Origin of the sequence: Cedecea sp. P7760 (assembly GCF_013386425.1) — a bacterium.
GTDB classification, from domain to species: domain Bacteria; phylum Pseudomonadota; class Gammaproteobacteria; order Enterobacterales; family Enterobacteriaceae; genus Cedecea; species Cedecea selenatireducens.
Genome location: NZ_JACARU010000058.1, coordinates 20,965 through 43,812 on the forward strand (window position 1 = coordinate 20,965; position 22,848 = coordinate 43,812).

Annotated in this window: 25 protein-coding genes; 1 reads left to right on the forward strand and 24 read right to left on the reverse strand. The window is 42.6% G+C overall.

Annotated elements, in window-relative coordinates; genetic code table 11:
* Positions 1–9: 9 nt before the first annotated feature.
* From HX778_RS19010 to trhI, 24 genes are all read right to left on the reverse strand, one after another.
* Complete coding sequence (locus HX778_RS19010) at positions 10–969, reverse strand: DNA replication terminus site-binding protein (protein WP_015063148.1); 960 nt, start codon at positions 967–969, stop codon at positions 10–12.
* Positions 959–1,567: a hypothetical protein gene (locus HX778_RS25185; RefSeq protein WP_015063147.1), complete on the reverse strand. Its 609-nt coding sequence runs from the start codon at positions 1,565–1,567 to the stop codon at positions 959–961. Before HX778_RS25185 ends, HX778_RS19010 begins: the two co-directional genes overlap by 11 nt.
* A complete protein-coding gene (locus tag HX778_RS19025) occupies positions 1,560–2,006 on the reverse strand; it encodes a hypothetical protein (protein WP_015063146.1) in 447 nt (148 codons plus the stop codon). The genes HX778_RS25185 and HX778_RS19025 overlap by 8 nt, the downstream gene beginning before the upstream one ends.
* A 16-nt stretch (positions 2,007–2,022) precedes the next feature.
* Positions 2,023–2,559 carry a hypothetical protein gene (locus HX778_RS19030; RefSeq protein ID WP_015063145.1) on the reverse strand — a complete coding sequence of 179 codons (537 nt, stop codon included), beginning with the start codon at positions 2,557–2,559 and terminating at the stop codon, positions 2,023–2,025.
* A 73-nt stretch (positions 2,560–2,632) separates the two neighbouring features.
* Positions 2,633–2,890, reverse strand: a complete 258-nt coding sequence (locus HX778_RS19035) for a hypothetical protein (protein ID WP_015063144.1) — start codon at positions 2,888–2,890, stop codon at positions 2,633–2,635.
* A 7-nt stretch (positions 2,891–2,897) separates the two neighbouring features.
* Positions 2,898–3,434, reverse strand: a complete 537-nt coding sequence (locus HX778_RS19040; protein WP_223203164.1) for a hypothetical protein — start codon at positions 3,432–3,434, stop codon at positions 2,898–2,900.
* 109 nt (positions 3,435–3,543) lie between these two features.
* Positions 3,544–3,813: a hypothetical protein gene (locus HX778_RS19045; protein WP_015063142.1), complete on the reverse strand. Its 270-nt coding sequence runs from the start codon at positions 3,811–3,813 to the stop codon at positions 3,544–3,546.
* Between the two features lie 360 nt (positions 3,814–4,173).
* Positions 4,174–4,871 (reverse strand): IS1-like element IS1B family transposase gene (locus HX778_RS19050; RefSeq protein WP_370527403.1). Its coding sequence is split into 2 segments (ribosomal slippage): positions 4,174–4,622 and positions 4,622–4,871, totalling 699 coding nucleotides; the frame shifts between segments, so codons are not numbered across the junction.
* 126 nt (positions 4,872–4,997) lie between these two features.
* The gene (locus HX778_RS19055; protein ID WP_022652178.1) at positions 4,998–5,954 is read right to left on the reverse strand and encodes a hypothetical protein; all 957 of its coding nucleotides are present in this window, start codon (positions 5,952–5,954) and stop codon (positions 4,998–5,000) included.
* Between the two features lie 176 nt (positions 5,955–6,130).
* Positions 6,131–7,066: a hypothetical protein gene (locus tag HX778_RS19060; protein ID WP_022652177.1), complete on the reverse strand. Its 936-nt coding sequence runs from the start codon at positions 7,064–7,066 to the stop codon at positions 6,131–6,133.
* Between the two features lie 73 nt (positions 7,067–7,139).
* A complete protein-coding gene (locus HX778_RS19065) occupies positions 7,140–8,060 on the reverse strand; it encodes a hypothetical protein (protein ID WP_022652176.1) in 921 nt (306 codons plus the stop codon).
* Between the two features lie 77 nt (positions 8,061–8,137).
* Entirely contained in the window at positions 8,138–9,073 is a 936-nt protein-coding gene (locus tag HX778_RS19070) for a hypothetical protein (RefSeq protein WP_015063138.1), read from the reverse strand.
* 67 nt (positions 9,074–9,140) lie between these two features.
* On the reverse strand, positions 9,141–10,019 hold the full coding sequence (locus tag HX778_RS19075) for a hypothetical protein (protein ID WP_015063137.1): 879 nt from the start codon (positions 10,017–10,019) through the stop codon (positions 9,141–9,143).
* A gap of 77 nt (positions 10,020–10,096) precedes the next feature.
* Positions 10,097–10,621 carry a hypothetical protein gene (locus HX778_RS19080; protein ID WP_022652175.1) on the reverse strand — a complete coding sequence of 175 codons (525 nt, stop codon included), beginning with the start codon at positions 10,619–10,621 and terminating at the stop codon, positions 10,097–10,099.
* A gap of 273 nt (positions 10,622–10,894) precedes the next feature.
* Entirely contained in the window at positions 10,895–12,127 is a 1,233-nt protein-coding gene (locus HX778_RS19085; protein ID WP_032610499.1) for a toprim domain-containing protein, read from the reverse strand.
* A 114-nt stretch (positions 12,128–12,241) separates the two neighbouring features.
* The gene (locus HX778_RS19090) at positions 12,242–12,463 is read right to left on the reverse strand and encodes a hypothetical protein (RefSeq protein WP_015063134.1); all 222 of its coding nucleotides are present in this window, start codon (positions 12,461–12,463) and stop codon (positions 12,242–12,244) included.
* A gap of 70 nt (positions 12,464–12,533) precedes the next feature.
* Positions 12,534–14,546 carry a nitric oxide reductase activation protein NorD gene (locus HX778_RS19095; protein ID WP_015063133.1) on the reverse strand — a complete coding sequence of 671 codons (2,013 nt, stop codon included), beginning with the start codon at positions 14,544–14,546 and terminating at the stop codon, positions 12,534–12,536.
* A 77-nt stretch (positions 14,547–14,623) separates the two neighbouring features.
* Positions 14,624–15,751 (reverse strand): DUF3150 domain-containing protein, encoded by a 1,128-nt coding sequence (locus tag HX778_RS19100; RefSeq protein ID WP_176982773.1) that lies wholly within the window; start codon positions 15,749–15,751, stop codon positions 14,624–14,626.
* Positions 15,752–15,822: 71 nt separating this feature from the next.
* Complete coding sequence (locus tag HX778_RS19105) at positions 15,823–16,092, reverse strand: hypothetical protein (RefSeq protein ID WP_176982774.1); 270 nt, start codon at positions 16,090–16,092, stop codon at positions 15,823–15,825.
* Between the two features lie 38 nt (positions 16,093–16,130).
* Positions 16,131–17,183 carry an AAA family ATPase gene (locus HX778_RS19110; RefSeq protein WP_022652173.1) on the reverse strand — a complete coding sequence of 351 codons (1,053 nt, stop codon included), beginning with the start codon at positions 17,181–17,183 and terminating at the stop codon, positions 16,131–16,133.
* 59 nt (positions 17,184–17,242) lie between these two features.
* Positions 17,243–18,229, reverse strand: a complete 987-nt coding sequence (locus tag HX778_RS19115; protein ID WP_022652172.1) for a hypothetical protein — start codon at positions 18,227–18,229, stop codon at positions 17,243–17,245.
* 60 nt (positions 18,230–18,289) lie between these two features.
* Positions 18,290–18,667 carry a hypothetical protein gene (locus tag HX778_RS19120; RefSeq protein ID WP_022652171.1) on the reverse strand — a complete coding sequence of 126 codons (378 nt, stop codon included), beginning with the start codon at positions 18,665–18,667 and terminating at the stop codon, positions 18,290–18,292.
* Between the two features lie 58 nt (positions 18,668–18,725).
* Positions 18,726–19,601 (reverse strand): hypothetical protein, encoded by an 876-nt coding sequence (locus HX778_RS19125; RefSeq protein WP_015063128.1) that lies wholly within the window; start codon positions 19,599–19,601, stop codon positions 18,726–18,728.
* Positions 19,602–19,974: 373 nt separating this feature from the next.
* The gene (trhI, locus tag HX778_RS19130) at positions 19,975–21,783 is read right to left on the reverse strand and encodes an IncHI-type conjugal transfer helicase TrhI (RefSeq protein WP_015063127.1); all 1,809 of its coding nucleotides are present in this window, start codon (positions 21,781–21,783) and stop codon (positions 19,975–19,977) included.
* A 182-nt stretch (positions 21,784–21,965) separates the two neighbouring features.
* Here trhI and HX778_RS19135 point away from each other — a divergent pair, with 182 nt between their 5' ends.
* Entirely contained in the window at positions 21,966–22,838 is an 873-nt protein-coding gene (locus tag HX778_RS19135) for a hypothetical protein (protein WP_015063126.1), read from the forward strand.
* Positions 22,839–22,848 lie beyond the last annotated feature (10 nt).

Genomic DNA, 22,848 nt, shown 5'->3' on the forward strand with positions numbered 1-22,848 from the left:
CTTTTCTCCTCAGACCTTACTCATAATGAAAATGCCAAGATCCGCACCGGGTACAAGCTCCGTGTAGCTATGGTTGATCCTTCGTGCATTTGACGGTGCGTCATCCGACGCAGGCACCCAGTTCTGAAGACCTTTAAATGCTGGCTTTTGTCCAACAGCGAAAATGGGCAGTGAGGCTTTCACCACCTTGTAATCCGTCTCGGCGTATTTGCTACTTCCACGCTCCGTGCCTTCAGGACGGTATGAGAACAGATGCGCGATCGGAACCGGGAAGGTATTGGTCCGACAAAGACGTAACGCATCCCCGTCTTGTAGGACCTTTCTTTCAAGTAATGCCTTCGCCCTATCGATGTTCGCAACCACTGTCAGGTCAGTGGTCGCTGGCGATTTGACCGCTGCCGTACGACGCTTATCCAGCATCGCGATGAGCTCACTGGCGTTGGTTTTTACCTGGTTCCGGTTTAGTCGCCAGCAAAAAGTAACTTTTTTAAGCCGTGCCTCCACAAACATAATTTTGCGAGTAGACGCCACTGTCACAAGGCCGGGAAGTTTACGGTGAACTTCCTCAAAGCGGATGTGTTTCTCATCATTTACCCTTTTCATAGCTGAGGCAAAGTCAGTTTTGGCGTCGTTGATATCGCGAATAATTCTGCTCAGCAGTTCGGCACCCTCAGGAACAATAATCAGCCCCGGATATTTGGTCGTTACTTTCGTTGAATTCCTGCTGAGTACATCGATGTCATCGATACAAAAATCCTGAAATACACGGATAATGTCATCTACAGAGGCATCAGAAATAGTACTCACCTCAATTGGGGTAACCTCTTTCAGCCGCTCTTCGTGGCGCGTGACGGCCCCCACAGTCATCAGTTCCGCCATCACCGGCTGATGGTTATTCAGAAAGGCTCTGAGCTGTTCAATTCGCTCCAGAATCCGATCACGGTAGAAAGGTAAATTTTCACTGGACATTCATCACTCCGGTTTCAATAAAACAGCGCAACACCGTTACATCCTCAACCACTTCTGAAGATGCGATACGCAGCCGGTAGCTGTACTTTTCCAACACCTTCCGCAGTTCATCGGAATTGCCTGTTGTATAAAGGGGCAGAGGTTCAGCCTGCTGGCCGTCATGCCTGAAACAACGATTAAGGTCGGACAAAAGGCCAAAACTGACAGGCCTGTGTTGCAGATTGATACGCTGCCAGTCCAGCGGTACACCGAACTTCACCCACCAGCCCAGTCCAATAAGTTCATTTCGTATACTCTGCACATTACCCAAATCCGATACTGTAACATCCGGGATAACGCCATTACCTTCCACCAGCAAATGCATCACGCTCTTAAAATCAGGCTGACGACACTTTCTGGCTTGCTTCAGAATGGTTCGGATCGAACGCAAACACTGACGAGAATGCAAATTACGACGTTCAGCCGAACTAAGCCATCTGTTGATGAGTTCATTCGAATACGCCACCGGGCATTCCCCGAGGCCTGACCTTCCGTTTTCACGGACATACAACAGACAGGAGGTAGCTGCACTCACTACAGCGTCATATTTTTCATTCATGTTTACCCCCGTTAATATCAGAAATCTGGTTATCCGGAGTCAGGAACAAAGGCTGATAATGCAAGCGCCACGGATAATGTACCGTTAGGCCATCCGTGCCAATACGGTTCAGCCTGTAGCGGCCGTTCATTCGATCAACAGACCAAATGCCGGGAACTACAGGACGGCTCCACCGACAAACCGGTAAACCTCCGAGCTGAAGGGTATTCACCAGCCCTTTATCAATCTCGGTCACGCGTACCTTCAACAAGAAGCATAACCAGGGAGAGCACCAGATAAACAGCCAGACGGGCGCTAGGACAAACTTGTTTAGCAAATGCCCTGTCATCAACATCGCAGATAACAGCATAAAACTGATGATCAACCAAAAAACCATCCATCCTAACCAGGCTCGTGTCTCACAAAGTTTCCATTCCAACAGGTAAAGTCGCTTTTTCATCCAGAGCCCCCGGAACTCAGTGAATGACTGAGGTGTGCTGCATCAAAATAGGTGTGCGTGGCAAGATCTCGTTTCGCCACAGCTCTTGCGCTGACGTCCATCCATGGAGAATTCCGTTGCCACAGTGTGAATTGAACGCCATTACCTCATCATTTAGCTGATAGACAAGCCTGTCTGGCATCTCAAGGTACTCAGGCAGAGAAAGCAGTACGCCGTGGATCATTTCGCCAGTCAGCCTGGATAACGTCTCTTCTTCGTCGAGATTTACTGTTGGCATTGCAGATAGTGGGATAGAGAAACAGCAGAGATCCATACCCACAGCGTCATAACCAACATCAAAACCATCATCATTAAGCACAAATCGAAAGATAGCCTCAGGTGCCTGACCCAACTCGGGCATCGGTGCTTCAGGCACCTCTGTGCCGGTAAAATATTTTTCGGTCCAGTTGCTAAAGGGACTGGTAAACATCCAACAGAGCAGCGACAACGCAATGTCCGTTTTGAGTACTCGTTTCGTGCCAGACGCTCCAAAAGGATGAAGATTGCTTTTCATGATTTACCTGTAGATTGCTTTATTTACAGCTATTTAAACACATTCCGGATTTTCCCCAATAGGTTGCAAAACGCTAAAATTCGCAGATGCTGGTCCCCTTCTGTTTTAGTCGATGCTCAAGATAGATGCTGGCCAGATCGAGAGGATGATTTTCTTCGAGGCATGCCCGAACGAGATCTTCAGTTGATACAGATTCCAGTCCCCGGGTTTCAAGAATTTCTTTCGCCGTCGTCAGCGCCCGGGAGGCACTTCGACTTAACTGAATTTTCACCTGAGAACTGCTTTCACACAGGGTGTCAGCTGGTACGGTCTGTGAATCGGTATTGTACATAGGGGTATCACTCCATATCAGGGATCGAATGAAAATTGACTGCAAGAGACGTCTCTGGTTCACCGTTTTCCACAGTGCTTAGCCAGGTTCGGGCAGGAAGTTGTTGCTCACAGAGAAGCAGGTAACCTTCGCCCATAAGATGCTTTTGTCCCAATGCATGCAGTAGATCCCCTGAATATGGACCCAGAGCAGTTTGGGTATAAAACAACGCGCCTGCGGGTATTTTTTTAGACAACATGCTCATTAATACGATCTTCTCGTCCTCATTTTCGGGTAAAACGAGGATTATCCTGAACCCCTTGTTAACGTGTGATTGCAGACCTGCAACCAGCGACCGAAACCTGAGCGCATAAATGACCATCCTGAATCGGGTCATTAACAGTGTTGTAGCAGCAAAAATAACGACGACTGAGCCGAATTTTGACCGGTAAAACCACCAGTTCAGGCCACCGGCCACAATCAAAACAACCAGAAGCACAATGCTTCCGTAAAAAAATGCAGCCGGGAAACGGGTTCTTTTTCCTTCGAGGAGCGCCGACGCCATTATTACGCCCGTGATGCAGTACACAACCCAGTCATAGAACGATTCAGTCATCATTAGGTGCTTGTGTCTCGTATTGTTATAAAATCGGACGCCTGCCTTTATAAAGCCCTCAGCAATCGTGTCCCATACAGCCATAGACTTCGCTAAAATTGTCGCAACTGTCTGTTGTCACAAAGAGTTCCCCACGGCCTAAACGACGCTGTAGATCGGCCTTTACTTCAGCTGCCGGTTTGAGAAAAAGATACTCCAGCTGTGAGTCACTTCCCGAAGAAAGCAGCAACTCAATACTGAAATCAACATGCCGATAAGAGAACTGGCTTTGGTCGTGGGAAAAGACCGAGTTCACAGGGATATTGCTCAGACTTATGGTGGCAGGCATAGTCACTCCTTTGTTTTAAACAGTATACAAATCTCTATCGTTCCATTTTTCGGATAAGAGACCTATTTTCGCGAAACTAAAACAAAGTAAGTAAATTTTATTTATGCAGTCTCCAGCATGTAGACTGATTGCGGCCGGAAACGGAAACACGTGTCAAAAAATTGAAACTAACCGGAGCAGGAAAGGAAGCAGCAGAAAGAGTGTCATTTTGGATTGGAGTTGATGCGGAAGGTAACGGATGGTTTATGAAGAGCTGTGACCGGAGAGCAATGCAGTTAATCATATCGGTCAATGAGTACGTTGAAATATAGCGGATTAAAGAACAGATTTGAGGAATAAAAAAAGGGTAATGACTCCAACTTATTGATAGTGTTTTATGTTCAGATAATGCCCGATGACTTTGTCATGCAGCTCCACCGATTTTGAGAGCGACAGCGACTTCCGTCCCAGCCGTGCCAGGTGCTGCCTCAGATTCAGGTTATGCCGCTCAATTCGCTGCGTATATCGCTTGCTGATTACGTGCAGCTTTCCCTTCAGGCGGGATTCATACAGCGGCCAGCCATCCGTCATCCATATCACCACGTCAAAGGGTGACAGCAGGCTCATAAGACGCCCCAGCGTCGCCATAGTGCGTTCACCGAATACGTGCGCAACAACCGTCTTCCGGAGCCTGTCATACGCGTAAAACAGCCAGTGCTGGCGCGATTTAGCCCCGACATAGCCCCACTGTTCGTCCATTTCCGCGCAGACGATGACGTCACTGCCCGGCTGTATGCGCGAGGTTACCGACTGCGGCCTGAGTTTTTTAAATGGCGGAAAATCGTGTTGAGGCCAACGCCCATAATGCGGGCGGTTGCCCGGCATCCAACGCCATTCATGGCCATATCAATGATTTTCTGGTGCGTACCGGGTTGAGAAGCGGTGTAAGTGAACTGCAGTTGCCATGTTTTACGGCAGTGAGAGCAGAGATAGCGCTGATGTCCGGCAGTGCTTTTGCCGTTACGCACCACCCCGTCAGTAGCTGAACAGGAGGGACAGCTGATAGAAACAGAAGCCACTGGAGCACCTCAAAAACACCATCATACACTAAATCAGTAAGTTGGCAGCATCACCAAAAAAAGGCACGGATAACCGTGCCTTCTTGGGAGTATAAAAAACTGAAGATATAAAACTATCTTCAGCACTCATGCCGCAACGGAGACTTTAACCTCTGTAGCGGGGATGAGTTTACGTAATGTGGAGAATACTTCATAAATTAGATCCTGACGGTCATGGATTTTAACCCGGCCACCAGTCAATTCAGATACATTCACCCCTTGGTAAAGTTCATTAACGACTTCACCATCTTGATCAAGGACTCGAACATGAGCAACCATATGAAAGTAAGATTTTGCAGCATAACTTTCATAAATATCAATAATCGATTCATTATTACGACGTAAAACTACTTTGCCGGACGGCAGCGTTGTTTCATCCATATAACAATCGGTTAATTGATCGTCGAAATCGTCCTCTTGAAGTGAAATATGCAGACTCAGTTCGTCGGTAATTCGACGTGAATATGAATACTCACTAAATGTATAAGCGGCCATGCTTATATCACTGAAAGTGCGATAAGCATCATGAAGACCGGATGTTATTTCATCTGATACATAGTTGATAAGCCCAATAAAATGCGTATTCCAGAATTGTTCCAGTGCAAAACGGGCGATTAAAACCTGTCCATCAACTTCCATCAGTTTTTTGTATTCTTCACGATCATAGCCACCAGGTTGTGTGCTATCCGCAGAAAGACTTAGGATATCACAACAGACATCATCGTATTCAAAGCGGCTAGTCGCGTAGTGTTTACCAGAGATATCCAGATACTGACCGGAAACTTGGTCGAAGACCTCAAGGAAGTAAACCAGGCGCTTCTTGAGGGTATTAGCATCCAGTCCATCCAGTTGAGTAGCATTAAGCGTTTCCGCATAATGGTCCACAGACTGTCTTAATTCACTGGCTGATATACTGCAAGAAAAAGAAACCTCGTCGCCCTGGCAGTGAGAGACATTGATATGAATCTCTGTCTCATCAAAATCAATGCCAATGTCTGCCAGTACTGCACGAACGTAGTTTTGATTATCAGTATAATTAGTCATTTTCACTTCCTCAGGAAAATTGAAAGGAAGTGCCCCATAGGGGAGCAACTTCCCCAGTGGGTGGATAAAAATATGTTTTTCTAAATCATTCTATCCTGCCAGTTAAACAGGAAAGTGAACGCAATCATTTAGTCGAACAAAGTTACTTTTTACGATGAGGTGAGAATGAGGACCGGTTAAACACCGTCCCGAAACTCTTCAATCGCTTCATGGATCAACGCTGCTCTGTCACAGATTTGTACTCGGCCACAAGGTCCCACAGAAGAGAAGGTTCCGTGCGAGGATTCACACTTAACACTCCCATCACTGCCAGTGAAACGAACGTTCATCATAACCGGCACATCGTGTCCGGAACTTACGCAGGTATAAAGACGAATGAGTTTTTCATCATCGCAATACGCCCCCGTCGTGCCTTCAGACTCATTGAAACCAATGTAAAGATCAGGCATGCAAGCCGGGTATTCATCAGTGTTCAGCTCAAGATGCAACATCAGTTCATGATTTACACGACGGTGATATTGATATTGACCTAAACTATGAAATGAATTTTTAACAGACTTGATAACCTGAAGAGAATTAAATAGACACTCTGTTATTTTTTTCTCAAACTCATAGATAAAGTCGCCAAAATCAGAATGGAAAAATTGCTTCAGTGCATACCGGGCAATAAGAACTTTCCCGTCAACACTCATTCTATTCTGATAAATTTCCTTTCTGAGACCTTTCTGAAATTCATCATATTCAGGCAACGATTCTGAGGCCGCCAATATTGATGTTGCTATATCGAAAAATTTCATAGTGCTATGCGCATTATGATAACCACGAATTGTTATTTTCTGAAACCCAGACTTTTCATATACTTTAAAAAGGTATTTGATTTTATTCCGGAGAACTTCGGTTTCAGAATACGGCGCTTTATGTTTTATCAACTCTTCGATATATGAATCAAGATAGAATAACAAATCATCAGTCGCCACTTCTGCTTTGAATGAGAGTTGTTCAAAGAAATTAGACTTATCAAACAGTTTAATATCCTGTTGAATTACTGTCAGACCAAGTTGTTTTTTAAGCATGGCGCTAACAAAATTTATATCATCGTTTTCATTAAACATATCTACTTCCTCTTGAAAGAATAAAGGAAGCATCCCCTAAAGGGATTGAGCTTCCCTTAGGGTTATTTATTAATTACATGTAAAGCAGATCATCCGAATGCTCTGGAGCATACGAATTGATTTGCTTAAGCGAGTTATTTATAGCCTTTCTGTACAGCGATGAAGAATGCGATTGAACCATTTTGTACTCAGTGACGAGAAGAGGTGAAGTAAAGCAACCTAGATTCGCGTCGAGAGTTAAAGGGCCATCGTTGCAAGATTCAATAACAGCGTAAATGCGCCGCTTCATCACCCTACCCGACAGGTAACGATTAACATGGTTCAGGAACTTGTCAGCCCCAGAAATACTACTCACATCCCAGTTGGCAGAAATTATCTGGTCTGCAACTGAAACGGGTACCGGTTCAACTACTATCTGAGTATTGATTTGATGGTCAACACTGAAGAACCTGGTTAACACTTGTGGAACTGAACTTTCCGCAACCTTTTCTGTAACTGCGAAAATAAGCGGAAGAACCTGAGATAAGCGTGACCGTAACTGGCCATGAAGATGGCTGATGAAATTGTGACCGTTTTCAACCATACCAAGGATTAAATCCTTGTCTGCATTGCTGGAACGATAATAGACATAGTCCAGTTTTTCACGGTTCACACCTTCATTCAGCCAGTCTGGCTCAACATCAACAAGACGCAGGTGAGCTGCTGACACTGAAACCTCAAACTGCAAGGTTTCAAGAGTGACCGGCCCAGCCTTCAACAACGCAGCTCCTGAGCAATATTGTGCAACAGGATGGTTATCCACGTCAGGGCCCCATAAAGGCTCCCAGTCGCGCAGATAACGCATTAAATGCGGTTTTAAAGTCCGGACTGGAATATCAACCTTCACAACAAGACTCTGAATGACTCCGGTTTCCAGATTGACACTTTGGATCGCAGCACCTTCAAAACCCATCTTCACCAGCATCGCTTCAATTAATTTATAAATAGCTTTCATTTTATTGCCCTCGGTTAAGAGGGAATTCTCCCCAAGGGAAGAGTTCCCTCAGGGATTAGATAAGTTGAAAATAATTTTTAATACCCGTAACGAATAGCGTGTTGTCTTTCTTGAAGGTAGGCTTCGTATTCATCTTTTCCGGATGCGAAGCACTCTTTAACAAAGACACCGCAAAACATTTTAAGATCATCTCTGGCATGCATTTCTTTATCTGACATGACTTTAGCATAATCAGACGTGTCGATATCCGCTAAGCGCCAACCGTACTTCATGTAAACACGATTACTGTGGGCAAAGCCTTTAAGATAGCGGCGTGCATTTTTGATGATCTGACGACTACCAGACATGTCGGATGACAAAAAGTCAGGTGCGATCATCGTTTCCAGAATATCAACTGGCAACCCCTTACAAAATATTTGAACATTATAACTATTGTAACAGTCATGATATTTAAAGTCCTTTATAAGACGGTCAGGTTGGTCAGTTGTTATCTTATTTAAAACATCAAGTGCTAAACGAATACCTTCCTTCATAGTTTCATGTAATTCTACATTCACAAATGAAAAGAAGGGACTCAGTCCTTCTTTGTACGTGAGATAGTCTTCACCAAAACGTCCATGTCGAGTTAAATGCAGCAATCGTTGCTTGTTATATTCACTATCAGTCACGTCGTAACTACCACCGCGCTGTAGAGTGAATCCTTCCTTGACAGTAACCGGGAATCTAATATGGTCAATAAAGAAAGACCGATTCTGCTTATTTTTCACTACATCTAACTGACGTTTAACACAATCCGTAATGTTCTGGTCTTCGAACCCAGGGAACGGGATATCTAAAAATATTGAACTGTATGCGTTAGCATACGAATGAAGAAAATCAAATGAAACATCGGCGTCACAGCGTATACCAGTAAATTTACCGTCACAACCAGTTAAGCAGATAACATTGCTGACCTTCACAGCGTGATTGCGTGACATCAGAAATGCATTAATGATTTTCTCGATAATTTTCATGTAATCCTCTCGTTATAAAAAGGGATTACGCCCATCAGGGGAGTAATCCCCAGATGGGTAGTGTTAATCAGAAATCAGAAAGACCTAAATCTTTATTTCGCCCTGATATCGTGGAAGATATAAGACGATTTACTCGTTTCTGTATACTGTATTCAGACGTCTCACTTATAAAAAGTGGTAATGACTTACCAAGAGACTGTCCATTTCGATAATAGTGACAGACTATATAACCATGTCTCCACCCTGTACTGATATAAGACTTAACACATTTGATAAAACCCGAAGCTGCCGCTTCTGTTCGTAAAGAGGTAAATGATTTCAGATACCGGTCCATTGAACATAGTGCAATAGCTTTAAGAGTTACCTCCAGCATTTCATTCCCGTACTTCACTCTCTTAATTAACTGATCTTCATTACGGTGCAAGAATGCATTCCGCAGTCCGGCAATCAGTATTAAAACTTCTCTGAGTAAAGTACAGAGTCTATTACGCACATATCTCATGAAGTCATCAAAATATAAAAGCCAGAAACAAGCAGCCTGGCTAATCAAGAGATCATGGGAACAAGCTAGCATCTTAGCCAGCTCGATATCTTCGGAACGAAGAGAAAAGTTACTTTCCTCAAACCGTTGTTGCTTTGAATTACACGTATAGAGTTCTATCCATACAGAGATAAATTCAAGCGATTCCATGTCTTCGCAGAGCAATTCAGCACTGCTGATACACTGCTGAAGTTCAAGGCCGATATCATACGATACCGGACAATCTTTCAGAGTCTCGACATAGTCAGGGACGAACCGCGATAAATGCGTTGTTTTCAGGTACAGGCTGAGATGCACTTGTGTCAAAGGATTTACAAGAGACTGTACAGGCATCTCAGTAATGGAAACCGGTACAACACCATCCTTTATCAGAACTGCATTGACAAGATCTGTAGCTAATTTCATAAGGCCTCCAGGTTAAATGCTGAGGGCCCCCCCGATGGGATTGGCCATCAGGGATGTAGTTAAAATATGTGATATGTTTATGCGCAAAGAGCTATGACATTGTCGATATAACTGACAAGAGATGGTCGCTCATCCTTTACTGCAAAATGACGAAGTCCATCCAGATTATATGCCGGTAGAAAATCGGCATAACCACGGGTACGAAGATCATCAACCACAAGTTTTAAATAATCAAATCTTCCAAGAGAACCTCTCAATGGGGGCCTTCCCGGTTTGGACAAAACTTCTAAAGCTTGTTGCCACGTGATATCTTCCGCTTTTCCTGTAGCAAGATTAAAATGCACATAAATGAATGCTTTATAATCTCCACGACAGGTAAGATAGTAATTCGGAAAAAAATATTTATCACAGCGTAACAAACATGTACCTGAAGGGCGAATTACATACAACAGGTTTTTGTCCTTATCTATTATGCTGTGTTTTAAAATCGTAAGGTCAACTTCACTATCATGAAGATAATAGCATGATGATGGTTGCTCAACGATACGAGATGAAATCACAGCAGCAAACTTATTAAATAAGTCTTGATTTTCAGTTTTCATAACAATGCTCTCTTATATTAAACGATGAGCATCACCCTAACGGTAATACTCCCGTCAGGGGTTTTGAGTTATATGGATATACCACGTCATACAACCGACCGTAGCCAGATGTACCGCACATTTATTTAACTGAGCAAGCATCTCAGCCGTAAAAAAAACCTGAATAACAGGTGATTTTCACGAAGGAAATCTAATTATCTGTTTAGTATTTATGAAATTAAACACTAAAGAGATACCCCCCCCCGACCTAAAAAGGCGGGGGAGTTATCGGGTTTAAAGCTGAGCAAGACATTCAGGAGCCCATTTTACTGGGAAGCCATCAGGTCCTGTTAATTTCAATACTTCGTTCCAGTCGATTCCTTTCGTCCCTTCAGGAATATCGAAATCTGGTTCAAAGACTTTAATTGTCAGCTCTGAAGTGGGATATCGCTTTGCAAAAAACTCTTCCATTCGGGCCTGAAGTCGTATTGCTGACTCCATACCCGGGCAAGCGCCTCTTGAATTCACAACATCCTTATCCGCCCAGACGTAAAACTGTATTTCTTTCACATCCGGAGGAGGCAGTAGACTATCCGGCACTTCAACGTTTTCAAGACACCAGGCAGAGCTCGCAGCCCAACACGGTGTTGAAGTCGCTTCAGTTACTGACAGCGCGTTTTCTATGCCTTCAGCCACACCTAACGTCCAGGTACGGGTACCTGAGTTGTAGTGTGGGTCGTACAGCTGAATTGAGCCGCCGGTCATATCGGCAGGCGGTTTCATCATCAGTTTCGGATTCTCTACCCGAGCCTTATCACCATTTTTCTCTACGAACGTTCTATGGATTGTCAGAGGACGTCCCCGTGTATCACGATAAATTGCGATCATTCCCGGGTAAGTTGACGGTTTCTCTAGTGACTTATCCATATAGTAAAGTCGGTTGTTCAGACCAAGATCCTTAGGCAGATTACTCAGAATTCGTTTAAGACCACGATTTCGGAGATACATGCCCACAGGACTCCCTGGCTTGATTTCACCTGTATAGTGATATAACACTTCAAGTTTACGCAGCCGTTTTTCAACTTCATCGCTATCAAGCGTTTCGGTTGCACGAACTGTTGATTTATAACGCCGTTCACTTTCGAGATCCGCATCAGTTAACGGAGCGTACAGATCCATACCAAAGAAATCAGTCAAGATCTTCTTACAAGTCTGGGTTTTGCTCAACTTGTAATACTCTGCCAGCACATCAATACCGTCACAAAATGCATTCACAGGGAAATCATTGTGAATAGCACAACCGGTATAGAGGTCTTTTTTTCGGAAACGGAACTTTGATTTCCCGTCCCCGGTGAAGGGGCAAGGAACCTGGCTAGGTGCTTTATCACAAGCATCTTTAAATGCCGGTATTCTATCGAATACATAGCGCCAGCCAGAGGCTTCCGCAACACGAGCGTGAACCATTTTAATAAAGTGCTCAGATACTTCATGTGGTGTACGCTTAACAGCCGGTGATGCATAAGTCATTTTGTTCTCTCTTATCTGGCATTGTGGGTTTCTCAATGCCCTCTGCGATGCAGAAAACAGGGAGAAACCCACAACGCAGAATCTAAGAATAAGGGCCATAATGGCCCTTAACAATTACGCTTCAGACTTGAAGCCATTATTTTCAAGACGCTGGATAAAACCATCAACCATTGATGTTGCCATTTTTACATTACCCTCCGGTATAGATACATCCCGGAGAATTACTTCTTTTGGCAATTCACTTTTGACAACTTCACCCATGCGACCAAAAATACGGACACGATGCATCATCCCGACTTTTTCATACTCGACACGGTAAGTCTTTATCTGAGTCATATATTGCTCCTTAATCCTTCAGGGAGCAAAACGACCCAACCGGGCGTCATTTTGCCCCGATTGGGTAGAGTTAATTAGATAGAATTTGATGTACTAATTTACTGACCACATTCGGCAGTAAAGAAATATCATCAACATTTACGAAGGTGCCCTCATCAAAACCAATTAACTCATCAGTTTTAATGCCTACACCAGCGATTTCAATACCGTTACTTTCAGCTACCGTAAGAACATCACTAATGGTGTAATCAGACTCTGTCGGATAACCATCAGTAATAAGGAAAACAATTTTCCTGTCAAACTGGCTTTCAAGTAACAATTCTACAGCAGCCATTAAGGCGGAACCCGTTGGGGTATTATTCCCTTTACAGCCGAGTGAAAATTTTGAAAGCGTCTCTTCCGCGTTTTCATCAAACGTTTTGATAACTTCAAAGTCTTTGTCGACAAACGGATAAATCACATTAGCAACGTGCATTTTTGAATTAGCTTCAATCGCCAAAGTTAATGCAAGGTCAGTCTTAATTGCGTGGATATAACGGTGATCCAGAATCATAGAACCTGAAATATCACGAACAATAACCAAGCCGACGTGGCCCCGGTTTTTAGATTCGCTTTGCGACCGGAATACATCCCTCACACCCATCGGAGACTGGATCAATCGATTAATGTCGAATGACAAGCCTCTATCACGGGTTTTAAATTGACCACGCATTTTTACCTGCTGTAAAACAGATAAGTCTGCCCCAAGAGTCTGACTGATATTTAATGCTTCATTGTAGACATTCAGATCAATAAGCAAATCTGGAAGATCCCACTCATTTGCACCAAATTCAGCTTTAACCTCATCCGACACACTGGCAGCAATTACGGAGATTTCATTTGCAAGAGCCTCATGAAAATCTTCACTTTCCTCATCGCTGTTAAGAAAATCATCCAGCAATTTGGCAAGGATACTCCACTGCTCAGGAGAAAAGTTACTTTCCCCATCGGAAGGATTTCCATTGGAACTGTCGATTTGGGAAGGAGTTCCGTCAGCATCATACGAGTCAGGGTTAGCCGATTCATCGGTTTCGGGCTCTCCATCAGGTTCACCGTTACCGCTCTCAGCACTTTCTTCATCCCCTTTAGATTGCTCTGACGGCTCATTATCTTCCATAGGTGCTTTACCATTACCAGCATCATCGTCTTGCTCTTCGGAATCTCCATCCCCTTCACCCTGGTTGTCACCATTGGTTTCGGAATCAGGTTCATTCTCAGAGCCAGATGAATTGTCTGTGTCGTTTTGCGGGTCTTTATTCTGATCCTCTTCTTGCTGTTTCTCTTTGGCTTCATCCCGTAAACGCTCTAAAAGAGCCAAGGTTTTACGCGCCAGAGAATCGCAATTTTGCGTACTTTTGCAACTTAGAGCCTGATGAATAATCTCATCAACTTCTAAAATTACAGGCTCAAGGATTTTCTTTGCATAATCGAAAAATGGATCAAGCGTTTCTTTATGCCCTTCTTGCTGGAGAACGTTAACCCGCAATGTATTAAGCAGGAACATTTCAATAAACTGAACAGGGTTTTGAGGGCTTGAAGAAACATCAACCGTCATTCGCCCAGCTTCAACCATCAAGGCATAACTTACCGCGAGGCGCTTTTTTGCCTCCTGATAGTCAATACCCGTTTTCTCTTCCATCTGGACATCATCAAAGAGATTAATAAGTCCATGTAGACGGTAAGCCCGGGCATATGCGATTTTCTTTTGTTTAAGGGTTTGAAATTCAGCGTTCAGCTTATCATCTATACTGATGAAGCCATCTGCATTAATCAGTTCCCCAACAAAAGCTTCACGGTATACTTCATGTTCTGTATAGCGACCGTGTCCAGCTTCATGACATATAAACCCTTCAATTAGCTTGACGAATTTCTCATCGCTATAATCACCATTAGGTAATACACAAACGTTCTTTTCGCTGTTGAAATAAGGTGTATGTACCTTATTGTCTATTACAACATTAAGACCACTTATACCGCTTATCACGCTGGCTATATTCGTCAGGCGTTGAATATGGCGGGGTGAAGATTTCAAATCAAATTTCATTTGAGTACCTTTAATTAATAAAGGGTACTCACCCAGATGGTGAAGTACCCATCTGGGGTTATTTTTACAAGACTAAATCACCAGCCGTTCAGTTCGAGTTCGCTGTTAAAAGCACTATTACTACCACAGGCCTGAAGGGAAACATCTTCTTCAGGGACAACAGCAGACAAAGGTGCAGTTACTGCGTTTTTCTCAACTTCTTCAAGCGGATCTTCTCTGAACACATTTGCTGAAGAAAAAACATCATCCTCAAAAGCATTCTGAGAGTTAGCCGTATTATCCTGTGAATCAATATTGAATGACCGGGTAATGGAATCCAGCCAATCTGTTACTTTCTGCTCACCAGAAATAATACGTTTCAGCATTGACGCATCACTCATGAAATAGAACCATTGCTTTAACACCGCAACATCACGGGGAGAAGAAATGGCGCCTTTGGGTAAATTATTCATGACGTGCTTGATAGCTTCTGCAAGAACAACCGCCTCTTTATGAATGAACATAAAGCTAATGATTTTATCTTGCATCTGTTTTAATCGGTCAATCGTGCTGGAACGCAAATTATCATTTTTACTGATTTTTGCATAAACCTTCATAGCTTCATCGGCCAAATCGATTATCAGTTGTTCCTGATAAAAGTCCTGTGTTTCATCCCCCTCCACACTAATCGGTGAAAACGGAATGAAATGCGCCAGATTAAACCGGAATGATTTAATAAAATCATCTTTCGTTAATTTCAACTGGTCGATTAAATCTGACATCAACGGACTGCGATCTTTCTCAGCCTGAATATGAGTGTCATAGTTATCAACCACATTCTGGATACCGGCTTGAAATTCACGTTCAATTTCTTGTGCCTCTTCCAGAAACTCCTCCATTCTTTCGACAGGCAAAATCCACATATTGCTATAGCGGATACACAACCGTGAACAGAGTGTTGAAATTCGACTAGTGATAGTGCTTTTGAAACTCAGTGCCTTTATGTCTATCCAGCGAACTTCACTTTTAGACACGCTCTTCTGGTCCGTTATATCATCGCCGCCATAGGACAGTTCGATTTTATCGGTACGCCGAGAGCCCTGACAACCACTGATTTCGATTTTTGTTATAACAGCACCTTCCAACAAATCAGGATGTGCTTTTACAAAGTTATCACAGATTTGCTTAGCGGAAACTTTATTAAGTTTAGAAGTATTGAAAGTCATAGGTTTTCTCCAGATTAAAAAAATGGGAAAACCTCCCTGTCGGGAAAGATTTCCCGATAGGGTTAAGATTATTACTTCTCAAGTGTTGTTAAAAGAATTCCAGGAAATTCACTCTCGACAGACGTCGATTGAATACTTCCTTGATACATGTATCCTTTTGATTCAAGGCCCTTAATCATGGCTTCCATATCTTTGTCACAATCTTGATAACAAATAAATGAATAGTCATTATTGTGCTGCTTAAGACCTATATATTGATTTCCTTCCTGTGCAATCGCGAAAGTTTCATCCCCGTCTGCACTCAAAAAACCGTAAAACGAAAGATGAGCAAAGTCTGTCACAAGGCATTCAGCCTTCTGATAACTCGTCCCATCTATAACTACTTTTTTGCAGTGTAATACTCCATTGTACGGTTCTTATCGTCACCGAGTTTTAAATCGATGGCTTCCAGCACCATACCACTGGCATGTGCAGGCAGAGCCGACGCAAAAGCAATTTTAAACGTATCCAGTAAGGACATGGTCTTTAACGTCATCGACGTTCCAACCCATGCCACAAGCTGACGAATATCCATTACACTGTCTTCAGTTCCTATGTTGTTTACTGCAACGGCTACCGAAACGAATTTTTCAATTACCAGCATAGGCAGGCTATTGTAGCGTTTAAGCAAAACGTTGGTTAATGCAACCTCTGAAGGCCTTTCCATCTCCACAATCAGGAAGCGTTTAATAAACGCTGCATCCTGCCGCTGTGATGAAACGAACTTACGAGATCCCCCACTCATGTTTGTGTTTGCTGTACCCATAAACCGCGTAAACTTATTGGCATTAACCACTTCGCCACCGTTGGCGGCTAGTGACCAGGGCTTACGCTCTATAGGCATATGCAGCTTCGCGGCGGTATCAGGGTCAATCTTGTCCACTTCATCCAGAAGAATGAGGTGGCCTTCCTGAAACGCCGTTACAAGCTCGCTGGGCACAAAACTGGTGTTTCCGTTAATGAGACTACGCTCACCTTCAAGTTCATCAGCACGAATATTACTGTTGATTTGCTTTATGGTTAGCGGCCAATTCAGCATATGGCTAATGTACATTGCCATTTCAGTCTTACCAGAACCAGACTCCCCTTTCAGGCATACACTTAAATCTATATCGTTACTTACGAGCAATTGTACTACTTGCTCAAGTATACGAGCATTCGGTATATAATCCTTATTCAGGTTTGCACGATGTGGAGATAAACGTTTAAATACTGGAACTATCATATCCTCGGACATTTCAGGAATACCAAACAAATCTTTGGCCTTAACCAGGTAATATTGTTCCTTATTCGCATATGCTTTTGTAGATATAACATTTGCGGGTAACAGATTACCAATATTTTCTTCCAGTAATGAATTTTCGGTTTCTAATATAGTTGCGGCGTTAGTCATTTTTAAAACTCCGGTAAAATGCAAACACCGCCCGCTGGCAGATGTTTGCCAGTGGCATATTAGTTGAAGGTCATCTTACACGCTGTAACCATCTGTTTTCTGATAGCATCAACGTTGTAACCAAGATGAGTCCCTACAATTTCGAATACTTCAGATTCAATCCATTCGAACTGGCGCTCAAATGTAGGGTTTACGATAACCCAACCTGATGTATCCCTTAATGTTAACTTGTTATTTACGACAAGTTTTTCAAACAAATTAATTGTTGATTTAAATGCTTTAGAATAGACATCCATTATATCCCGATCAGTCCATTTTACTGCCAGTTTATTTTCTGCCAATAAATAGTCACGGTCGAAAAAGATATCCCATCCCATATCTTCCTTACAATCATGCAAAATAATCTCTTTATCCTGATGATATTGAGATAATTTAACATTTTCACTTTCAAAACTGTGCGTGTATTCATACAAGCTTTTTTTAAGCTCTGACCTAAACTCAATAGCATCTATACCATGAGTGGCACATGTAAGCTCAAATGACTGCGACATATACCAACGTGTTTCTGCTTCAAGAAGCGGATTCACTTTGATATTTCCGAATTCATCAGTTGTATAGAGTGATTTTGTAAAGACAAGATATTTAACGTTTTCCAACGACTCTTCCATTGCGACGACGTATAACTGATATACATCTTCAGGAGCCCAGTCGATAACCAGACCACCTAATTCTGCATTGTATTCTTCTAAAGTGAAGAGATAATCAGTTTCAGAAGCAAAACTAATTCCATGCAGAATTTGATTGTTGAGTAATTTGGAACAATGACCTAGCAATGCAACATCATCCGACACATGAGGCACCAGTTCCGGGCCAGAATGTTTTTCTTCTGATTGCATGCTTTGCTTTTGGGCTATTGCATTATTTATATATTCAAGCGGAGACTCAACTATGGGTATTATTTCATTTTCCTCTTCTTCAAAATCGAATATAGAGAAAAAATCCATTTGTTTACCAATAAATGATGTCGAGCTAATTTTTTGTTTCATGGGGCCTCCAAAGGGAGATCTCCCATGAAGGGATTTCTCCCCTTTAGGGTGGTTTAAATGTCAGATCTGTCTAAAGCTACTTTGCCCAAAACCCTTGGGGGGTTTAGGTATGTGAGCTAACTTACTTGTTGCAACGACTCTCATGTAGTCAAGAGGGTGCTCTCTCCCTTCCAACGTGACAATATCCACAACAAGATAACCGGAGACCATTAACTCATCACCTTGATTTATACCAGTGAAACAGCCTGAATACATTTCTGGTGACACTTTGATTTGAATAGAAAATTCTCTCTCAGCGATTTCACCATTAATTTCAGTCTTCATTCTGTTTTTGAGCTTTATTAATAACCCAACGTTACCGTCAGTCATTTCTTTCTCCATTGCACTGATAACTATCCCGGACACTTTAACTTCATTAACATATTCAAGATGTGACATTTCTTCTCTCCTCATTTTAATCAAAGAGAAGCCCTGTCAGGGTTCCCCCTTAACAGGATTAAATAAATTTATTTACAATGAACATCAATGACATCATGCCAAGAACAGCAAAACAAAACGTCTGACCAAAAGGTCTTGGTTCTTTAGCTGTTTTAGCGCTATTGACTTGAGTCAAAAGTTCATCAATTGTTAACTGCCGTTTTTCTGCCTTCATTTTGTCATCTAAATATTGCGCTTCTCGTTTTGTGAGAAATTCAATTTTAGATTTGATAGCATGGTCCCAGCCTTTGGAATCGAAAACGCTCAATTCACTAAAGGTATGTAGCATGAGTTCATCAGGAAAACCTAATTCTTTCATTAAGGGACGGACGGCTGCATACAATGCATCTACAGTTTCATAATGTGCCTTTGTCACTTCATTAAAGCGATTACGCAATGCTAATTTATCGCGCTTCACAATAATTTCAGAAACCCAGGCAATCAACTGATCATTTTTTAACTCTCTGGATTTATCGAGTGAATAATCTAGGTCATCCACATCAAGGAATGTGTTCAACCCATACTTTTCAAACTCTTCATTTAAAAACTTATCCAGTTCAGCTAAAGTTTTAAACATGGGAATTGCAGGTGCTTCTTTGAGTAGCTTATAAGCCTTCTCAAAGTCAATTGGATTGACATGAATTTGCTGCATTTCTACATGATAATAAGTTGAAAAAGCTGAAAGCTTTTGGGCCAGCATAGAAACCGATTTTAAAGAGTTTAGTTCAATTATAGTTGGTCCGTCTTCATTCAAAATAACAATAAGGTCATTATCATGCCCTGAGTAAATAATCAGAGATTCCAATAACTTCTTGTTAACTGCCTTGTCCATATCCGGAATCAGATCGGCGAAGGCCAGAAGAAGGGCTTTACTGCGTGCTTTGCTTTTAGACATTTGGGGTCACCTATATATAGTAAGAAGGAAGGAATAATGGAATATTCCAACACAAAGGCAAAGCCTGTCATTCATCTCCCGTAAGCTATGAACCGCCTGATTTATACTTTCTGGCATTAGAAGTACGCAACGAAAATAGCTCAATCAAGAGCTAAATTAGTTACGATTTGGTAAATTCGGTTTGCCTTTTTACGGGCATAGGAAAGGCACCAGCGACAAAGGTGACATTTTGCCGGTGGTGCCTTGCAGCTTAAGTAAGCTGGCCGCTTTTCACGGCTGAATCCGCGCTTAATGCGCAAAGTAACTTTTGTCAGTTACTTGAAATGTGGGAGCGATAATACAAAGCTCAATATTCTTATACAACATAGAGTCATTATTGTAAATACTGATTGGAAAATTCTTCTGTTAAATTTGATTCTATTCTCATATTCGCTGCCTCTTTCAATTTTTCTTCGGCGCATTCGCTTAAAAAGAAGGACGGATCACCGTACCACATTACATGCAGCTGTTGTTCTGCTCGTGTAAATCCTACAAATAGAAGTCTTCTCTCTTCTTCAATCGCTTCCTGCCCCACTGATCTCTTGCTTGGGATCTGGTCAGCATTGCAACTCATAATAATGACTTTTTTCCATTCTAGCCCCTTCGAACCATGCAATGTCGATAAAACTACTTTATCCGGCGTATATTCCTCATCCTTCTTTTTAGGCCCCAAACACATCGCCGCAGCTCGATTTATCATGTTTTGCCAGCCATTTTTCTCAGCCCATTGCTTACAGGTATCTAACGCAATTCGTGTCAGTGAAGGTGAACCTTTCTGAGTCCTCATTTTTATTGATGACAATTCCATCCATTTAATCAGATTTGCGAAGCGCTTTTCGATTTCAACTTTATCCCGAGTCTCCTGTGTAAACCGGGTGAAGTTTGAGTGAAGTGTTCTTGTTTCCAGGGAACTTGCATCTGGGATGCTCAGTTCACCAAAAGTTACTTTTCTCCCTTTCATGCTAAATGCTGTTTGATCCAAAACTTCTTCATTTTCACCGAAAAGCGCCAGCACCCTCTTCATTAATCGAACATCGTTGGACTGCCGAAAGAAAGCCATCAGATGCAGTACGTCGCTCGTCTCTTTCTCATCCCAAAAGGACTTGCCTCCATAACGAAGAACCGGCTGCTCTATGAGGCTTTCAAGCTGATCAAGATGTGCATTACCTCTGCTAAGGATTGCCCAGCCATTTGGGTCTTGGTTAATTAGATTGAGGATGCCTTGAATCTGTTCATCCATATCAACATATGAGCGGAAATTAACTTTTCCACCACCACTTTTAGCTGAACGCAGATCCTTAACGTATCTGTAAACATTTTTTTCAATCAATGCCCCTGCAACCTTAAGAATTTCTGGTTCACACCTGAAACAGGTATTTAGATAAAATATGTTTGGCCTGAATTGTTTTTCAAATTGCTGGAATATTTTTACCCCGCCGGAGGCCCTGAAAGAATAGATTGCCTGATCATCATCCCCTACGATGCTCGTGTTAACACCACCCCTTGTATGTAGTGCGATCCAGGCATACTGAATCGAGTCGGTGTCTTGCACCTCATCTACAACTAAATGCGTCAAATTTAGTGGCTGCATTTTTCCTGAGTGCATCTGGCCCACGACAAAACGTGAGAGTGCATTTAAGTCAGCTACGTGGTCTTTCTGACATATTGCCTGGTATGTGTTGAACAAGTGGATTTGTTGACGCGTATGGCGAACTGAAATGATGTCTGTATCCATTTCCCTTCCAATCGCATCAATAGCAAATTCAGCTTCCGGGTAACGGAAAGGCGCGCCTGACTCCTTTAACGCACGATGAATTACAGAACGCTGTGCCGAGCTAATCAGCATCTTGCCCTTCCAGTTGACCATGTCCAGTTGCATCCGGATAAAGCCGTGGAAAGTATTTACCAGCACCCTATCCTGGTCTTTTTTACTTAACCGACTTTTCAGCTTTTCAGCCAATGAATTTGTTGCAGCGCGAGTAAATGTGACCATTCCAACCTTGGCATATGGGAACTGCCTGAGGATTGAGATCACAGCCTCGATCATCGTAAATGACTTCCCAGACCCTGGTGCTGCAATAACCATATTATTTGCGTTTGCATTTTCAATGATGACCCTTTGCTCATCTGTTGGTTTACCCATAAAAGCCTCTGAATATTTAGTCCCACTGATTATACGATTTAATTTAGAGGGATTTTTCTTTACAAGACTGGTTTTTGTTCGCTTCACATTTTTTCATTTTTTCTGCATTTTGGTTGTTTGAGAAACTGACGAGTATGAAATAATGCTTCTAGACAAAAAAATCATTCAAAGAAGGGTCTCAAATGAAAACTAAACGTTTTGTATCTCTGGTTTCTGCTTTTGTTGCCAGTGCATCGCTGGTTGGTTGTGCCCGGGATGCTGGTAAAACCCCGAATTCTGCACAGCACAGCGACACTCATGGGCTCTACTGGCATGCTAATTCTAAAGACTCGGTAGCCAAAAATGCTTACTCTTTGGCCGGTTTTGACGTTACTTTTAATGAAGAAACAGTCCAGCCGGGTGGCGATGCAGATAACTTGCTTTCCAAACTGCTAATTAGTGGCTCTATGGGCTATGTTACAGGAGGGCTCAGTGGATTAAGTATTATGAGTTTGGGATCAATGTACAGCTCCTCTGACGCTGAATATATCCAGGTTAACCAATACGTCGTCTTTGTCCCGAACCCTAAAAAACTTCCTTATAACGATGAAAGCTTAGTACGTGCCGGTGCTGCATATGTTTATAATCACACCAAAGAGTCACAGGTGGCACTCGGGTTCAATCCTTCGAAGCAAAGTGCGGCTCTGGCTTCATGCAAGATTGATATGGCAGTGATGAATAAATGGAGTACCTGCGACCTCCCTTCAAAGCCAGCTGCCGACGTAATGCCGACTAAGTCCATGTACAGCTTCCAGGTTATTCGCCCAGCGTCTGGATCTGAAATCCCTCAACTTAATCTACCTGCCGGTGATTATTCAGTAGTTCGTTACGTATTCATTCCATTTAAAGGCAATGAATCTAGTACTAACTTCTCAGGTATTATTTTCCGTTCTGACAGTCCAAAATTCACTACCCCAGGTGGCGTTGCTGCATCTATTAACGGTAAAGATTATTATCTTTTCGCAGGAGAATATGGTCAGAAGGGTTTCCCTGAAAAAACTCTTAAAGCAAAATAAAAATAAAGGG

Bases quoted from the DNA above. Each gene is read 5' to 3' on its own strand.
- trhI (WP_015063127.1), bottom strand. From the start codon at position 21,783: ATGGGTAAACCAACAGATGAGCAAAGGGTCATCATTGAAAATGCAAAC.
- HX778_RS19120 (WP_022652171.1), bottom strand. From the start codon at position 18,667: ATGTCACATCTTGAATATGTTAATGAAGTTAAAGTGTCCGGGATAGTT.
- HX778_RS19040 (WP_223203164.1), bottom strand. From the start codon at position 3,434: ATGGCGTCGGCGCTCCTCGAAGGAAAAAGAACCCGTTTCCCGGCTGCA.
- HX778_RS19135 (WP_015063126.1), top strand. From the start codon at position 21,966: ATGAAAACTAAACGTTTTGTATCTCTGGTTTCTGCTTTTGTTGCCAGT.
- HX778_RS19030 (WP_015063145.1), bottom strand. From the start codon at position 2,559: ATGAAAAGCAATCTTCATCCTTTTGGAGCGTCTGGCACGAAACGAGTA.
- HX778_RS19035 (WP_015063144.1), bottom strand. From the start codon at position 2,890: ATGTACAATACCGATTCACAGACCGTACCAGCTGACACCCTGTGTGAA.
- HX778_RS19060 (WP_022652177.1), bottom strand. From the start codon at position 7,066: ATGTTTAATGAAAACGATGATATAAATTTTGTTAGCGCCATGCTTAAA.
- HX778_RS19010 (WP_015063148.1), bottom strand. From the start codon at position 969: ATGTCCAGTGAAAATTTACCTTTCTACCGTGATCGGATTCTGGAGCGA.
- HX778_RS25185 (WP_015063147.1), bottom strand. From the start codon at position 1,567: ATGAATGAAAAATATGACGCTGTAGTGAGTGCAGCTACCTCCTGTCTG.
- HX778_RS19115 (WP_022652172.1), bottom strand. From the start codon at position 18,229: ATGAAACAAAAAATTAGCTCGACATCATTTATTGGTAAACAAATGGAT.
- HX778_RS19085 (WP_032610499.1), bottom strand. From the start codon at position 12,127: ATGACTTATGCATCACCGGCTGTTAAGCGTACACCACATGAAGTATCT.
- HX778_RS19070 (WP_015063138.1), bottom strand. From the start codon at position 9,073: ATGAAAATTATCGAGAAAATCATTAATGCATTTCTGATGTCACGCAAT.
- HX778_RS19025 (WP_015063146.1), bottom strand. From the start codon at position 2,006: ATGAAAAAGCGACTTTACCTGTTGGAATGGAAACTTTGTGAGACACGA.
- HX778_RS19065 (WP_022652176.1), bottom strand. From the start codon at position 8,060: ATGAAAGCTATTTATAAATTAATTGAAGCGATGCTGGTGAAGATGGGT.
- HX778_RS19100 (WP_176982773.1), bottom strand. From the start codon at position 15,751: ATGACTTTCAATACTTCTAAACTTAATAAAGTTTCCGCTAAGCAAATC.
- HX778_RS19075 (WP_015063137.1), bottom strand. From the start codon at position 10,019: ATGAAATTAGCTACAGATCTTGTCAATGCAGTTCTGATAAAGGATGGT.
- HX778_RS19110 (WP_022652173.1), bottom strand. From the start codon at position 17,183: ATGACTAACGCCGCAACTATATTAGAAACCGAAAATTCATTACTGGAA.
- HX778_RS19045 (WP_015063142.1), bottom strand. From the start codon at position 3,813: ATGCCTGCCACCATAAGTCTGAGCAATATCCCTGTGAACTCGGTCTTT.
- HX778_RS19090 (WP_015063134.1), bottom strand. From the start codon at position 12,463: ATGACTCAGATAAAGACTTACCGTGTCGAGTATGAAAAAGTCGGGATG.
- HX778_RS19055 (WP_022652178.1), bottom strand. From the start codon at position 5,954: ATGACTAATTATACTGATAATCAAAACTACGTTCGTGCAGTACTGGCA.
- HX778_RS19080 (WP_022652175.1), bottom strand. From the start codon at position 10,621: ATGAAAACTGAAAATCAAGACTTATTTAATAAGTTTGCTGCTGTGATT.
- HX778_RS19095 (WP_015063133.1), bottom strand. From the start codon at position 14,546: ATGAAATTTGATTTGAAATCTTCACCCCGCCATATTCAACGCCTGACG.
- HX778_RS19125 (WP_015063128.1), bottom strand. From the start codon at position 19,601: ATGTCTAAAAGCAAAGCACGCAGTAAAGCCCTTCTTCTGGCCTTCGCC.